We start from the raw sequence: 14,086 nt of genomic DNA, 5'->3' as shown, positions 1-14,086 counted from the left end.
GCGGATTATATAGGGTTTGCACTTAATCACAATCCCAGCGTGGTGACCGGGAAGTCGGGCACCCCCCGCTGGGCCAGTTCGCGCACCCGGTCCTGCATCAGGAGCAGGTCGGCCGCGGCCGTGTCCACGAAGCCGCGGTAGCGCAAGGGGTCGACCAGGCGCACCGCCTGCAGGCCCGGCGCGAACCAGAAGCACGGCACCTGCGAGGGCTCGACCTCCGGCAGTGCCAGGCACTCCACCACATGCCCCCAGTCGCGCCGCCAGGCCACCCAACGTGCATGGCGCCGCGGCACCTCGTCGAAGCGGCACGCCAGCAACGTCAGTCGCCGGTGGGCATACGCCCAGCGCGTGAGGGCCTGCACCACCGCACGCTCGCCCAGCGGCCAGTCCGCATAGTCCACGTCGCACAGCCAGATCTCGCGGCAGCCGACCTCGGCCGCCCGCTCGAAGGCCTGCACGAGCACCCGGTGGAAGTCGGCGCGGCTCGCGATGGGGGGCGGGGTCGCGCAGGTGTCGGTGGCGTCCATGGGCTCGCTCCTCGGGTCAGGCGGGCGCCGGGGCGAGCGGGTGCAGCCAGCCGTCCTCGGCCCACTGCAAGAGCAGCTCCCGCGCCGCATCGCTGGCCAAGCGCCAGGCGGCGGCGTCCAGTTCGCGACGATCGGCCAGCCGACGCATCAGCCGGGCGTCCGGTCCGGCAGCACGGAACGCCTCGCCATTGATGAAGACATGGTGCGTGTCATACAGCATCCGCGTGCGCCGGTCCAGCCGCAGGCCGTGCGAGAGATCGCCGGCCTCGCACGGCTCGAACCACACGCCGCGCTTGGGTTCGCTCAGGTACTCGCCCAGCGCGCACTGCAGGGCCCGGCGGTCCTGCAGCAGCGACTGCACCGCCTGCAGCGCGAAGTCCTGCAGGGCCTGCGGCATCCGGGCCGGCGTGGCGGTGGCCGCCTGCCGCGGGTCGCGGTAGAGCGGGCTGTCCTCGTCGGCCTCGCGGGCCTCGAGTTCGCGCACGAGCACCTCGCGCAGCAGTTCCTCGCGGCGCGGGGCGCGAAAGCCGATCGAGGCCGTCATGCACTCGCCCTCGGCCACGCCGTCGTGCGCCCAGCGGGGCGGCAGGTAGAGCATGTCGCCCGGCTCCAGCACATGCTCCTCCTCGGCGCGGAAGTGGGCCAGGATCTTCAGCGGCACGCCGTCGAGCAGCCGGCCATCGTCGAGCCGGCCGATGCGCCAGCGCCTGCGCCCGTGCACCTGCAGCAGGAAGACGTCGTAGGAGTCGAAATGCGGGCCCACACCGCCGCCGTCGCTGGCATAGGAAATCATCAGATCGTCCAGCCGCGCATCGGGCACGAAGCGGAAGGCCTGCAGCAGCCGGTGCGCGCCCTCGTGGTGCAGGTCCACGCCCTGCACCAGCAGCGTCCAGCCCGGACGCGACAGCGGCGGCAGGGCACGGCGCGGCAGCGCCCCGTGGCGAAGCTGCCAGCCGCGCTCGGTCCGGCGGATCAGGCGGGACTCGACGTCCTCGCGCGCCGCCAGCGCAAAGAGCTGGTCGCGCGTGGGCAGCTCGGGCAGGTGGCGCAACGCCTGGCGCACGAGCAAGGGTCGCTTGTGCCAATGACGGCGCATGAAGGTCTCGGGGCTGAGGCCGCCGAGCAGGGTGTGGGGACGTGAGATCTGCATGGCCGCCATTGTGCGATCATTGAGCATGCGCATCACCTCTCCCTGTGTCGTCAGCCTCACCTGGCGACTCGAAGACACCCTGGGTCACCTCATCGACGAGCTGGCCGAGCCTGTCGAGTTCTTCTATGGCGGCGACGATCTGCTGGCCAAGGTCGAGGAGGTGCTCGAGGGCCAGGAAACGGGCTTCGAGGCCCGGCTCCACCTGGAGCCCGAGCACGCCTTCGGTGACTACGACCCCTCGCTGGTCTTCTTCGAGGACCGCAAGATCTTCTCCGAGCACATCGAACCGGGCATGCAGTTCGACGGCCTGCCCGAAGGCATCACCACCCGCGACATGCCCGCCGACCGCATCTACACGGTCACCGAGGTCTATGACAGCCACGTGGTGCTGGACGGCAACCACCCCTTGGCCGGCATCGCGCTGCGCCTGGCGCTGAAGGTGCGCGACGTGCGCGAGGCCACCGAGGCGGAGATCGAGAATGGCAGCGTGGGCCAGCCGGTGGTCAGCGTGATGGCCACGGCGCCCGGCGGTTCACAGCTCCATTGAACCGCCATCCGGCCGTTGGACGTGCCCCAGGGGGCCGTCAATGCTGGCCGGTCGAGCCGAAGCCGCCCTCGCCGCGGTGCGAAGCGTCGAAGTCCTCGACCCGCTCGAAGCGGGCCTGCACCACCGGCACGATGACCAGTTGCGCGATGCGCTCCATCGGCTGCACCGTGAAGGTCTCGTGACCGCGGTTCCAGCAGCTCACCATGAGCTGGCCCTGGTAGTCCGAATCGATCAGCCCGACCAGGTTGCCCAGCACGATGCCATGCTTGTGACCCAGGCCTGAGCGCGGCAGGATCAGCGCGGCCAGCCCGGGATCGCCGATGTGCAGGGCCAGCCCGGTGGGGATGAGCCGGGTTTGGCCCGGCTCGAGCAGCAGCGGGGCCTCGAGGCAGGCGCGCAGGTCCAGGCCGGCACTGCCGGGCGTGGCATACGTGGGCAGGTGCTCGGCCATGCGGGGGTCGAGCACTTTCAGGGCGATCGTCGTCATGTGCGGGTCGGGGTGAGGCGTTGGGCGATCTCGCGCACCAGCAGGCGCGCAAGCAGAAGCTTGTCGGCGCGGCCGCCCTCCTCGGGCAAGGCCCGCTCGCCTTGCTCGTCCACCAGCAGCAAGGCGTTGTCGTCGCGGCCGAAGGTGGCCGGGCCGAGATTGGCCACGAGCAGGGGCACCCCCTTGCGCTCGCGTTTGGTGCGGGCGTGCTCGGCCAGTTTCTCGCTCTCGGCCGCAAAGCCTACGCAGTACGGAGGCTTGGGCAGGCGCGCCACGCTGGCCAGGATGTCGGGGTTCTCGACGAAGTTCAGCGCCGGACACCGACCCGAGCCGTCCTTCTTGAGCTTGTGTTCGGCCGCCAGGGCGGGCCGCCAGTCGGCCACCGCGGCCGTGGCGATGAACACGTCCTGCGACGACGCCACAGACATCACCGCCTCGTGCATCTGCACGGCACTGCGCACATCGATGCGGCGCACGCCGCGCGGCGTGTCCAACGCCACCGGGCCGGCCACCAGCGTGACCTCGGCCCCCGCCTCGCGGGCCGCGCGCGCCAGCGCAAAACCCATCTTGCCGCTGGACAGGTTGGTGATGCCCCGCACCGGGTCGATGGCCTCGAAGGTCGGCCCTGCGGTGATCAGCACCCGTTGGCCCTGCAGCAGCTTGGGCTCGAAGAAAGCAACGATCTCCTCGAAGAGCTCCTCGGCCTCCAGCATGCGGCCGTCGCCGATCTCGCCGCAGGCCTGATCCCCGTGGGCTGGGCCCAACAGCACGGCGCCATCGGCCACCACCTGGGCCACGTTGCGCCGGGTGGCCGGGTGCGACCACATCTCGCGGTTCATCGCCGGCGCCAGCAGCAGCGGGCAGGGCTGTTCGCCCACGCCCCAGGGCCGGGCCAGGCACGTCAGGCTGATGAAGTCGTCGGCGCGGCCTTGCGCCAGCGCAGCGATGCAGTCGGCACTGGCCGGCGCGATCACGATGGCATCGACCCCGCGGGTGAGGTTGATGTGCGCCATGTTGTTGGACTCGCGCGCATCCCAGGGGCTCGTGACCACCGGCTGGCCCGACAGGGCCTGCATCGTCACCGCCGTGATGAAACGCTCGGCGCTCTCGCTCATCACCACCCGCACCGAGGCGCCGGCCTTGACGAGCAGGCGCACGAGGTCGGCGCTCTTGTAGCAGGCCACGCCGCCCGACAGGGCCAGCACGAGCCTGCGGCCCTGCAGGGCCAGGGGAGGGTCAGATTTCACGGGCGGATATGGTGTACTTGAAACGGTCGGGATCGAGCGGATCGTAACGGCCCTGGGCATGCTCGGCCTGCGGGTACATCAGGAAACCCAGACGCGGGCCGTCCGAGCCGGGCAAGGCCACGTCATGCGCGGTGTTGTAGGCCATCCAGTTGCCCTCCCAGCCGCCGAACAGCCCCTCGTAGACGGGAGCGACGAGCGGATCGCGCGGATCCCGGATCCACTGCGCGGACTCCTGCCGCATGACCTTGCCCACGTCGGCCGGGTCCATCGCCACCCAGCCATGCTCGCGCAGGAAGACCTCGGCGCGGCAGTGCTGGGCCGATTTCAGGTTGACAGGGTTCGCGCCGAGTTCGCGGTAGCCAAATGCCGACGGCGCCAGCCGGATGCCGTAGACGTCGCGGGCGGGTACCCCCGCCGCGCGGCACAGCCCCACGAAGAGGGCGTTGATGTCCCCGCACTTGCCGCCGAAGTTGCCGGTCTCGAGCATGGCCTTGATGTCGCCCACGCCACAGCCGCGCACCAGCGGCTCCCGGTAGGTGGAATGAACCACCCAGTCGTAGATGCGCCGCACCTTGTCCGTGTCCCGGCGGGCGCCGCCGACGATTCTGCGCGCGGTGTCGCGCACGATGCCGTCGGTGGGCATGAGATCGGTGGGTTGCAGCCAGAAGCGCAACGTGGCGGGGTCTTCGGACACCCGCGACGGACGGTTCCAGTCGACGGCCCGGTCACGGGTGAGCACGACGCTGCTCACCTCGACCACGGGAGCCGACACCGAGGCCTCGAAGCGGGCCATCAGCATGCGCGCGCCGTAGCGGTCATCGGCGACGATGCGGGCGCTGGACGCGTTGCCGCGCCATTGGCTGTCGAGCGACTGCTGGTACCCGGTCTGCATGGACGGCAGCGGCAGCCACACGCTGGCCGCACCGGCCGCTTGCTGCAGTTCGACACGGGTGGTGACCTCAAAGCGGCGCCAGCCCCCCGGCGCCGGCTCGAAGCGGCGTTGTGCCCGGGCCGTCGCCAACGAGCCGAGCCCGAGCATGGCCGCTCCCAGACCCTGCAGCACGCGGCGGCGACGGTACACGAAGCCTTGAACCATGATTCTTTTCCTTGAAATGCAACGAGCCTCGACGCCGCGGATTATCGGTCCTGGCGCAGCAAGGGATTGATCAGATCGCGGGCCTGGGCGCCGGTCCAGTCGAACTCGCCGATCACGCTCCAGCGCGGCCGCCCCGTGCGATCGACGATCACGGTGGTAGGCAGCACGCGCGGCGTCCAGGCTCTGGCGGCCGCACCATCGCGGTCCATCAGCACCGGCAGCGCCTCGGGAATCTCGCCGAAGACCAGGTCCAAGAACGACCGCACCTTGGCCTCGCTCTCCTGGTAGTTGATCGCCAGCACGGCCAGCCCTTGGTCGGCCCAGCCTTCGGCCAGGCGCAGCAGGGCCGGCATCTCCGACACGCAAGGCTCGCACCAACTGGCCCAGAAGTTCAACACCACGACCCGGCCCTTCCAGTGGGCCAGACGGCGCGTCCCGCCCTCCAACGCAGCCAAGGTCAGCGACGGTGCCGGGCGATTGACAGGCCAGGGACGCACCAGGGCCCGAGCCCCGGCGCCGGAACGCGGCGCTTCGCGCGAGACGTGCGGCCCAAATCCGCCCTCCCCGCCCACAGCCACGGGCACAGCCCACAGGGCCGAAGGCCGCAGGCCCAGCAGCGCAGCCGCCCTCAGACAAGAGCGGCGGGATAAAACGTTGCAATGTGAGGCAGCAGCCACGACGAGCGTCCGGACGAAACGACGCGCAAATTATCCGCAGCCTGCACGCGCATTCCTGACCGCCCCGGCAGGTTTTTCCATATTTTCAGAAATTACTGAAATTTCAGACGATACTTGAGGCATCTCAAGACCCTCGTGCAAGCCATCCCCATGAACAGCATGACCCCCCTGGTGCGCAGCTTCGTCGCCCATTTCGGGGAAATGGGCAGCCGCTGGGGCATCAACCGCACCGTGGGGCAGATCTACGCGCTGATCTTCGTCTCGCCCCGCCCGCTCAATGCCGACGAGATCGCCGAGCGGCTCGAGTTCTCGCGCTCCAACGTCAGCATGGGTCTGAAGGAACTGCAGGCCTGGCGGCTGGTGAAGCTCCGGCACCTCAGCGGCGACCGCCGCGAGTACTTCGAGGCGCCCTCCGACGCCTGGGAGATCTTCCGCACCCTGGCCGAGGAGCGCCGCCGCCGCGAGATCGAACCCACGCTGTCGATGCTGCGCAACGCCCTGCTGGAGGAACCCACGCAGGAGGAGGACCGCATCGCCCAGGAGCGCATGAAGGGCATGCACGACCTGATCGAACTGATGACCACCTGGTTCGACGACGTGCAACGCATGGATGCCCAGACGCTGGCCCAGTTGATGAAGATGGGCTCGCGCGTGGGCAAGCTGCTCGAGTACACCGGCAAGCTGCGACCGCAAAGCGCCTTGCCCCGCTGATTCCCCCAGACCGCACCTCTTGCCATGGACGCCCTCCTCCTCGCCCGGCTGCAGTTCGCCGCCAACATCACCTTTCACATCCTATTTCCCACCATCACGATCGCGTTGTGCTGGGTGCTGCTCTTCTTCCGCTGGCGCTGGCTGCGCACGCAGGATGCGGCCTGGCTCGGGGCCTACCGCTTCTGGACCAAGGTGTTTGCACTGAGCTTCGCGCTGGGCGTGGTCTCTGGCATCACGATGAGCTTCCAGTTCGGCACCAACTGGCCGGGCTTCATGGAGCGCGTAGGCAACATCGCCGGCCCGCTGCTGGGTTACGAGGTGCTCACCGCCTTCTTCCTGGAGGCCACCTTCCTGGGGGTGATGCTCTTCGGTCATGGCAAGGTGAGTGAACGGGTGCACCTGCTGGCCACCTTTCTCGTGGCCCTGGGCACGACGATGAGCGCCTTCTGGATCCTCAGCCTCAACTCGTGGATGCAGACCCCGGCCGGCTACGAGATCCTCAACGGCGAATTCCACGTGACGAGCTGGGCCGAGGTGGTTTTCAACCCCTCCTTCCCCTACCGGCTGACCCACATGCTGCTGGCCTCGGGGTTGACGGTGGCCTTCTTGCTGGCGGGCCTGAGCGCCTGGCAGATCCTCAAGAACAAGGCGAATGCCTCCACGCCCAAGGTGATGCGCGCCGGCCTCACGCTGGGAGCGGTGCTCATCCCGCTGCAGATCCTCGTGGGCGACCTGCACGGTCTGAACACCCTGGAGCATCAGCCGCAGAAGATCGCGGCCATGGAAGGCGTGTGGGAGACCCAGCGCGGTGCGCCACTGCTGCTGTTCGCCTGGCCCGACGAGGCCACGCGCAGCAACCGCTTCGAGCTGGGCATCCCCAAGGGGGCGAGCCTCATCCTCACGCACGAGCTCGACGGCGAGATCCGCGGCCTCAATGAATTCATCGGCTCGCAACCGCCGGTGGCGCCGGTCTTCTTCGGTTTCCGCATCATGGTGGGCACGGGCTTGTTGATGCTGCTGGCAAGCTGGCTGGGTTGGTGGATGCTGCGCCGGCGCGGTTGGGCGCCCGAGCGGCTGCCGCGGCCCTTGTTGTGGGGCCTGACCGCGATGAGTTTCTCCGGCTGGGCGGCCACGGTGGCGGGCTGGTACGTCACCGAGATCGGTCGTCAGCCCTATATCGTGCAAGGCCTGCTGCGCACCTCCGAGGTGGTATCGAGCACTCCCGCCCCGATGATCGCGTTCACCTTGGCCGCGTACGTGACCGTCTACCTGGCCCTCATCGTCGCCTATGTGGGCGTGCTGGCCCACATGGCCGGCAAGCCCATCGACGCGCCGGTGCGCTATGCCAGCGCCCGCCCCACTCTCGCTGCAAAGTCCACTCCATGAGCTTCGACGACACCTTGCCCCTGATCTTCATGGCCGTGATGGGCCTGGCCATGCTCGCCTATGTCGTGCTCGACGGCTTCGACCTGGGCGTGGGCATGCTGATGCACCGCGCCACCCTCGAGCAGAAAGATGTGATGGTCTCGTCCATCGGCCCCTTCTGGGATGCCAACGAGACCTGGCTGGTGCTGGGCGTGGGCATCTTGCTGATCGCCTTCCCCAAGGCCCACGGCATCGTGCTCACGGCCTTGTACCTGCCTGTGGCGGTGATGCTGATCGGCCTGATCCTGCGCGGCGTGGCCTTCGACTTCCGCGTGAAGGCGCAAGACGAACACAAGCCGCTGTGGAACCGCGCCTTCTTCGCGGGCTCGATGATGGCCTCCCTGGCCCAGGGCTGGATGCTGGGCCGCTACATCACCGGCTTTGCCGAAGGCTGGCAGTTCACCGCCTTTGCCGCGGCCATCGCGATCGCATTGGCCACGGCCTACGTGCTGCTGGGCGCCACCTGGCTCGTCATGAAGACCGAGGGCGAGCTGCAGGCCCGTGCAGCCGGATGGGCCCGGCTGGCCTGGTTGCCGGTGGTGCTGGGCATCGCCCTGATCTCGCTGGCCACGCCCTGGGTGAGCGAGACGGTCCGCGGCCGCTGGTTCACGATGCCCGGGTTCATCGCGCTGCTGCCGATTCCGCTGGTGACCGCCGCCGCACTGGTCACGCTGCGCGTGCTGCTGAACTCGCCGCGTGTCTTGGGCCGCCTGTGCTGGGTGCCCTTCGCGCTGGTGGTGGCGGTCTTCGTGCTGGGCTTCTTCGGCCTGGCCTACAGCCTCTACCCCTATGTGGTGATGGACCGGCTCACCATCTGGGAAGCCGCCAGCGCGCCCGCCTCGCTCAAGGTCATTCTCTTCGGCACGGCGCTGACGGTGCCGGCCATCATCGGCTACACCGTCTTCGCCTACCGGGTGTTCTGGGGCAAGGCGCGTGAACTGACCTACGCCTGAGTCACCGCGACTCAGCGCCGCGGCAGCCCGTCGGGGTCGGACGCCGGTCCTGCGGGCGGCACCCGCGAGAGCTGTAGCACCTGGGCGGCAGGAGTGTCGGTCAGCGTGGTGACCGAGCCCAGGCCCAGGTCCATCGCGCCGCCCACGCGGCGATAGCGCGCCTGCCACTGGCGCCGCCAGGCCCCCGCGCGCTCGATGTGGCGCTCGAACTGCACCTGCACGCGCGCGCCACGGCTGGCGAGTTGGCCGATGGCTTGCTGCAAGGCCAGGAAGACGGCCGGCCCGATGCTTCGCTCGGCCCACACGGTGCACGCCCCATCAGTGGTGGTGGCCAGCATCACGGCCCCATCGGGGCTGCGCAGCACGGCGCCCGCGCGGCCGGCCAGCAAGGCGCCCACTTCGGGAAAGATCGGATCCAGCGGGTCGAAGCCCTGGGTGAGCGCCCAGTCCATCACCGGCACGGGCTCGCCCTCGTGGGCCACACACCCCTCGACGAACCAGCGCACCACCTCGGTCGGGACGGCGTCGCGCAGCCCCGCGACGTCCCGGGCCAGCCCGGCCGAAGGCACCCACACCCACAGCGCCGCGGCGATCACTGCGAGTCGCAGCCGATCGGCCATGGCGCAACACCGGCGACCGCGGGCCCGCTCAGACCCGCTCGGCCACCCAGGCCTGCACCGAAGCCAGGGCCTGGGGCAGCCGGCTGGCGTCCGTGCCGCCGGCCATCGCCAGGTCAGGCTTGCCGCCGCCCTTGCCGCCCACCTGCTGGGCGACGAAGTTGACCAGCTCGCCGGCCTTGAGCTTGGCGGTGCTGTCGCTCGTCACCCCCGCGGCGAGCTGGACCTTGCCGCCGTCGACGGCCGCCAACACGATCGCAGCCGTCTTGAGCTTGTCCTTGAGCTTGTCCATGGTCTCGCGCAGCGTCCTGGCATCAGCGCCGTCCAAGGTGGCGGCCAGCACGCGAATGCCTTTGACATCGACCGCCCTGGACAGCAACTCATCGCCCTGGGCCGAGGCCAGCTTGCCCTTGAGCGAGGCCAGTTCCTTCTCGAGCGAACGCACCTGCTCGAGCACCTGGACCACGCGCTGAGGCACCTCGGCCGGCGTGGCCTTGAGCGTGCCGGCCAGTTGGGTCACGGTGGATTCCAGCCCCTGCAGGTAGGCCAGCGCGTTCTCGCCGGTCACTGCCTCGATGCGTCGCACGCCGGCAGCCACGCCCCCTTCGGCCACGATCTTGAACAGGCCGATGTCCCCGGTGCGGGCCACATGGGTGCCGCCGCACAGCTCGCGGCTCGTTCCGATGTCGAGCACGCGCACCTGGTCGCCGTACTTCTCGCCGAAGAGCATGACCGCCCCGAGTTTCTGGGCCTCCTCGATCGGCATGATGCGCGCGCGGGTGTCAGCATTGGCCAGGATCTCGGCATTGACCAGCGCCTCGATGCGCCGGATCTGCTCCTGCGTCAGCGGCGCATGGTGGGCGAAGTCGAAGCGCGTGCGTTCGGCATTGACCAGCGAGCCCTTTTGCTGCACGTGCTCGCCCAGCACCTCGCGCAGGGCTTTGTGCATCAGGTGGGTGGCGCTGTGGTTGCGCATCGTGCGGGCGCGGCGCTCGCCATCCACCCGGGCATCGATCAGATCCCCCACCCGGATCTCGCCTTCGACCACGCGGCCGTGATGGCCGAACACATCGGCCTGGATCTTCTGGGTGTCTTCGACGAGGAAGCGCGAGGTCTTGTTGCGCAGCTCGCCGGTGTCGCCGACCTGGCCGCCGGATTCGGCATAAAACGGCGTGTGGTCGAGCACGATCACCGCATCGTCGCCGGCACGGGCGCTGGGAACCGAGGTTCCATCGACATAGACGGCCGTGACCCGGGCCCCCTCGTGCACCAGGCGCTCGTAGCCGTGGAACGTGGTCGGCGCCCCGCTGTAGTCCAGCCCGGCGGCCATCTTGAACTTGCCCGCCGCGCGGGCCTGCTCGCGCTGGCGCGCCATGGCCGCATCGAAGCCGGCCGAATCCACCGTCACGCCACGCTCGCGGCACACGTCGGCGGTGAGGTCCAGCGGGAAACCGTAGGTGTCGTGCAGCTTGAAAGCCAGTTCGCCGTCGAGTTGCTTCACGCCGCCGGCCAGCGCCCCGTCGAGGATCTCCATGCCATGCGCGATGGTCTGGAAGAAGCGCTCTTCCTCCTGCTTGAGCACCTCGGTGATGCGCATCTCGTGCTGGCGCAGCTCGGGGTAGGCCTCACCCATCTGGCGGACCAGCTCGCGCACGATGCGGTGGAAAAACGGCTCGCGCGCGCCGAGCTTGTAGCCATGCCGGATGGCACGTCGGGCGATGCGGCGCAGCACGTAGCCGCGGCCTTCGTTGCCGGGGATCACGCCATCGGCCACCGTGAAGGCGCAGGCGCGGATGTGGTCGGCGATCACCTTCAGCGACGGGGAATCCTTGTCGCAGTCGCCGGCGCCCGCGGCGTCCACCGCCTGCTTGGCCGCCGCCAGCAGCGCCACGAAGAGGTCGATCTCGTAGTTAGAGTGCACGCCCTGCAGCACCGCGGCGATGCGCTCCAGCCCCATGCCAGTGTCCACGCTGGGCTTGGGCAGCGGGTGCATCTGGCCGTCCTCGGTGCGGTTGAACTGCATGAAGACGTTGTTCCAGATCTCGATGTAGCGGTCGCCGTCTTCGTCCGGGCTGCCCGGCGGGCCGCCGGGGATGCCTTCGCCGTGGTCGTAGAAGATCTCGGTGCAAGGGCCACAGGGGCCCGTGTCACCCATCATCCAGAAGTTGTCGGACGCATAGCGCGCGCCTTTGTTGTCACCGATGCGGACGATGCGTCCGGCAGGCACACCAATGTCCTTGTGCCAGATGTCGTAGGCCTCGTCGTCTTCGGCGTAGACGGTCACCCACAGCTTCGAGGCCGGCAGCTTGAAGTGCTCGGTGAGCAGCTCCCAGGCATAACGGATCGCGTCACGCTTGAAGTAGTCGCCGAAGCTGAAGTTGCCCAGCATCTCGAAGAAGGTGTGGTGGCGGGCGGTGTAGCCCACGTTCTCGAGGTCGTTGTGCTTGCCACCGGCACGGATGCACTTCTGTGCCGTGGCGGCGCGCGTGTAGGGCCGCTTGTCGAAGCCAAGGAACACGTCCTTGAACTGGTTCATCCCGGCGTTGGTGAACAGCAGCGTTGGGTCGTCACCGGGCACCACGGGACTGGAGGCCACGATGGTGTGTCCCTTGGACTCGAAGAACTTCAGGAAGGTCTGGCGGATCTCGGCGGCTTTCATCCGGGGCTTTCTGGGCAGGCAAGACGGCGCGCCCCCTGCTTGGGCGGAGGCGCAAGCCGTAAATGCTTGATTTGGCGAATTTTTCGATTATAGGAAGCCCACCGAACGCTTGTGCTGCGTCGGCCCGCCGGCCGGTCTGGTCGCCCAGGTGTCAGCACTCGCCGGCGCGCCGGCCTATGATCGTCGCAACGTCCATTCATCCGAGGAAGTTCGTCCATGGATCCCGCCTCCTCCCCCCTGGCCGCTCTCCACGACCCCTCCCTGTTCAAGACCGATGCCCTGATCGACGGCCAGTGGGTGGCCGGCGGCGAACGCTTTACTGTGAGCGACCCCGCCACCGGCCGACCTCTGGCCGAGGTGGCCAACCTGGGCGCCCCTGAAACCGAGGCGGCCATCGCCGCAGCCCAAACCGCCTGGCCGGGCTGGCGGGCCCAGACGGCCAAACAACGCGCGAGCGTGCTGATGAAATGGTTCCAACTCCTGAACCAGCACGCCGACGACCTGGCCCGCCTGATGACGGCCGAACAGGGCAAACCCCTGCCCGAGGCCCGGGGCGAGGTGCTCTATGCCGCGAGCTTCGTGGAATGGTTCGCCGAGGAGGCCCGGCGCGTGTATGGCGAGACCATTCCCACCACCGATCCCACCAAGCGGTACCTGGTGATCAAGCAGCCCATCGGCGTGTGTGCGGCCATCACGCCCTGGAACTTCCCCCTCGCGATGATCACGCGCAAGGTGGCGCCGGCGCTGGCCGCGGGCTGCCCAGTGGTCATCAAGCCGGCCGAGCAGACGCCGCTGTCGGCCCTGGCCGCCGCCGAACTGGCCCAACGCGCCGGCATGCCGCCGGGGGTGCTGAACGTCGTCACCGGCGACAGCGCCCGCTCCATCGAGATCGGCAAGGTGCTGTGCGGCAGCGACGTGGTGCGCCACCTCTCCTTCACCGGTTCCACCGAAGTCGGGCGCATCCTGATGCAGCAATGCGCGCCCACCATCAAGAAGCTGTCGCTGGAGCTGGGCGGCAACGCGCCCTTCATCGTCTTCGACGATGCCGACCTGGACAGCGCCGTCGAAGGCGCCTTGGCCAGCAAGTACCGCAACGCCGGCCAGACCTGCGTGTGCGCCAACCGGCTGTATGTGCAAGACGGCCTCTACGAGGCTTTCACCGCGAAGCTGGCCGAGAAGGTGCGCGGCCTCAAGGTGGGCAATGGCTTCGAGCCCGGCGTGCAGCTCGGCCCGCTGATCGACGAGGCGGCCCTGGCCAAGGTGGAAGCCCACGTGGCCGACGCCACCGCCAAGGGCGCCCGCGTGCTGACGGGCGGCCAGCGCGTGGGCGAACGCTTCTTCGCCCCCACCGTGCTGGCCGATGTGACGCCCGACATGCTGTGCTCGCGAGAGGAGACCTTCGGCCCGGTGGCCCCGGTGTTCCGCTTCCGATCCGAGGACGAAGTGATCGCGCTGGCCAATGCCACCGAGTTCGGACTGGCGAGCTACTTCTACAGCCGCGACATCGGCCGCATCTTCCGGGTGGCCGAGGCGCTGGAGTACGGCATGGTGGGCATCAACACCGGCCTGATCTCGGTGGCCGAGGTGCCCTTCGGCGGCGTCAAGCAGTCGGGCCTGGGCCGCGAGGGCTCGCACCATGGCATGGACGACTACGTCGAGGTGAAGTACCTCTGCCTGGGCGACCTGCACAAGTGAGGGGGCCACCTCAACGAAAGGGCCGCTGGAGCGGCCCTGGATCATTGTGGAGCGGGTGAAGGGAATCGAACCCTCGTATCAAGCTTGGGAAGCTGGCGTTCTACCATTGAACTACACCCGCATCGGATGACGCGCATTATGACAGCGCATCGCTCCAAGGACAAAGGCCTCCGATCGCTCGAAGGCCTTTGAAATTGTGGGGTGGCTGATGGGACTCGAACCCACGACGACCAGAATCACAATCTGGGACTCTACCAACTGAGCTACAGCCACCGCAGAGCCTGAAATTATAGCC

13 protein-coding genes and 2 tRNA genes are annotated in these 14,086 nt (G+C 68.5%); 5 read left to right on the top strand and 10 right to left on the bottom strand.

The features are described from left to right. Positions 1 to 26: 26 nt before the first annotated feature. The gene (locus ACK4ZD_RS03800) at positions 27 to 527 is read right to left on the bottom strand and encodes a hypothetical protein (RefSeq protein WP_409658949.1); all 501 of its coding nucleotides are present in this window, start codon (positions 525 to 527) and stop codon (positions 27 to 29) included. Positions 528 to 543: 16 nt separating this feature from the next. Further along, positions 544 to 1,677 carry a JmjC domain-containing protein gene (locus tag ACK4ZD_RS03795; protein WP_409658947.1) on the bottom strand — a complete coding sequence of 378 codons (1,134 nt, stop codon included), beginning with the start codon at positions 1,675 to 1,677 and terminating at the stop codon, positions 544 to 546. A gap of 25 nt (positions 1,678 to 1,702) precedes the next feature. Here ACK4ZD_RS03795 and ACK4ZD_RS03790 point away from each other — a divergent pair, with 25 nt between their 5' ends. Further along, a complete protein-coding gene (locus ACK4ZD_RS03790) occupies positions 1,703 to 2,224 on the top strand; it encodes a peptidylprolyl isomerase (protein WP_409658945.1) in 522 nt (173 codons plus the stop codon). Positions 2,225 to 2,261: 37 nt separating this feature from the next. On the opposite strand, the gene dut is transcribed toward ACK4ZD_RS03790, so the two are convergent. From dut to ACK4ZD_RS03770, 4 genes are read right to left on the bottom strand one after another with little or no spacing between them, the layout of a single operon-like run. Beyond that, positions 2,262 to 2,711, bottom strand: a complete 450-nt coding sequence (gene dut, locus ACK4ZD_RS03785) for a dUTP diphosphatase (RefSeq protein WP_409658943.1) — start codon at positions 2,709 to 2,711, stop codon at positions 2,262 to 2,264. Next, a complete protein-coding gene (gene coaBC / locus ACK4ZD_RS03780) occupies positions 2,708 to 3,940 on the bottom strand; it encodes a bifunctional phosphopantothenoylcysteine decarboxylase/phosphopantothenate--cysteine ligase CoaBC (protein WP_409658954.1) in 1,233 nt (410 codons plus the stop codon). The genes dut and coaBC overlap by 4 nt, the downstream gene beginning before the upstream one ends. A gap of 7 nt (positions 3,941 to 3,947) precedes the next feature. Continuing rightward, positions 3,948 to 5,054: a transglutaminase-like domain-containing protein gene (locus ACK4ZD_RS03775; RefSeq protein WP_409658941.1), complete on the bottom strand. Its 1,107-nt coding sequence runs from the start codon at positions 5,052 to 5,054 to the stop codon at positions 3,948 to 3,950. 41 nt (positions 5,055 to 5,095) lie between these two features. Next, positions 5,096 to 5,551: a TlpA family protein disulfide reductase gene (locus ACK4ZD_RS03770; RefSeq protein WP_409658939.1), complete on the bottom strand. Its 456-nt coding sequence runs from the start codon at positions 5,549 to 5,551 to the stop codon at positions 5,096 to 5,098. A 330-nt stretch (positions 5,552 to 5,881) separates the two neighbouring features. Here ACK4ZD_RS03770 and ACK4ZD_RS03765 point away from each other — a divergent pair, with 330 nt between their 5' ends. From ACK4ZD_RS03765 to ACK4ZD_RS03755, 3 genes are read left to right on the top strand one after another with little or no spacing between them, the layout of a single operon-like run. Next, positions 5,882 to 6,442 (top strand): GbsR/MarR family transcriptional regulator, encoded by a 561-nt coding sequence (locus tag ACK4ZD_RS03765; protein ID WP_409658937.1) that lies wholly within the window; start codon positions 5,882 to 5,884, stop codon positions 6,440 to 6,442. A 24-nt stretch (positions 6,443 to 6,466) separates the two neighbouring features. Continuing rightward, positions 6,467 to 7,828, top strand: coding sequence for a cytochrome ubiquinol oxidase subunit I (locus tag ACK4ZD_RS03760; protein WP_409658936.1), 1,362 nt, complete (start codon positions 6,467 to 6,469; stop codon positions 7,826 to 7,828). Beyond that, entirely contained in the window at positions 7,825 to 8,820 is a 996-nt protein-coding gene (locus tag ACK4ZD_RS03755) for a cytochrome d ubiquinol oxidase subunit II (protein ID WP_409658934.1), read from the top strand. Before ACK4ZD_RS03760 ends, ACK4ZD_RS03755 begins: the two co-directional genes overlap by 4 nt. 11 nt (positions 8,821 to 8,831) lie before the next feature. Here the strand turns inward: ACK4ZD_RS03755 and ACK4ZD_RS03750 are convergent, their stop codons facing one another. Together ACK4ZD_RS03750 and alaS are read right to left on the bottom strand one after the other, a co-directional pair. Next, entirely contained in the window at positions 8,832 to 9,440 is a 609-nt protein-coding gene (locus ACK4ZD_RS03750) for an NMCC_0638 family (lipo)protein (RefSeq protein WP_409658932.1), read from the bottom strand. Between the two features lie 28 nt (positions 9,441 to 9,468). Then, positions 9,469 to 12,096: an alanine--tRNA ligase gene (gene alaS / locus ACK4ZD_RS03745; protein WP_409658930.1), complete on the bottom strand. Its 2,628-nt coding sequence runs from the start codon at positions 12,094 to 12,096 to the stop codon at positions 9,469 to 9,471. A 216-nt stretch (positions 12,097 to 12,312) separates the two neighbouring features. Between alaS and ACK4ZD_RS03740 the strand changes: the two genes are divergently transcribed. Beyond that, complete coding sequence (locus tag ACK4ZD_RS03740; RefSeq protein WP_409658928.1) at positions 12,313 to 13,791, top strand: NAD-dependent succinate-semialdehyde dehydrogenase; 1,479 nt, start codon at positions 12,313 to 12,315, stop codon at positions 13,789 to 13,791. Positions 13,792 to 13,838: 47 nt separating this feature from the next. Here ACK4ZD_RS03740 and ACK4ZD_RS03735 read toward each other — a convergent pair. Beyond that, positions 13,839 to 13,912 (bottom strand) — tRNA-Gly (locus tag ACK4ZD_RS03735). A gap of 76 nt (positions 13,913 to 13,988) precedes the next feature. Further along, positions 13,989 to 14,064, bottom strand: a tRNA-His gene (locus ACK4ZD_RS03730). Between the last annotated feature and the right edge of the window lie 22 nt (positions 14,065 to 14,086).

It is taken from the genome of Caldimonas sp. (assembly GCF_046291045.1).
GTDB lineage: Bacteria > Pseudomonadota > Gammaproteobacteria > Burkholderiales > Burkholderiaceae_C > Caldimonas.
The sequence above is the reverse complement of the archived record's forward strand: the minus strand, read 5'-3'. Positions and strand labels throughout refer to the sequence as shown.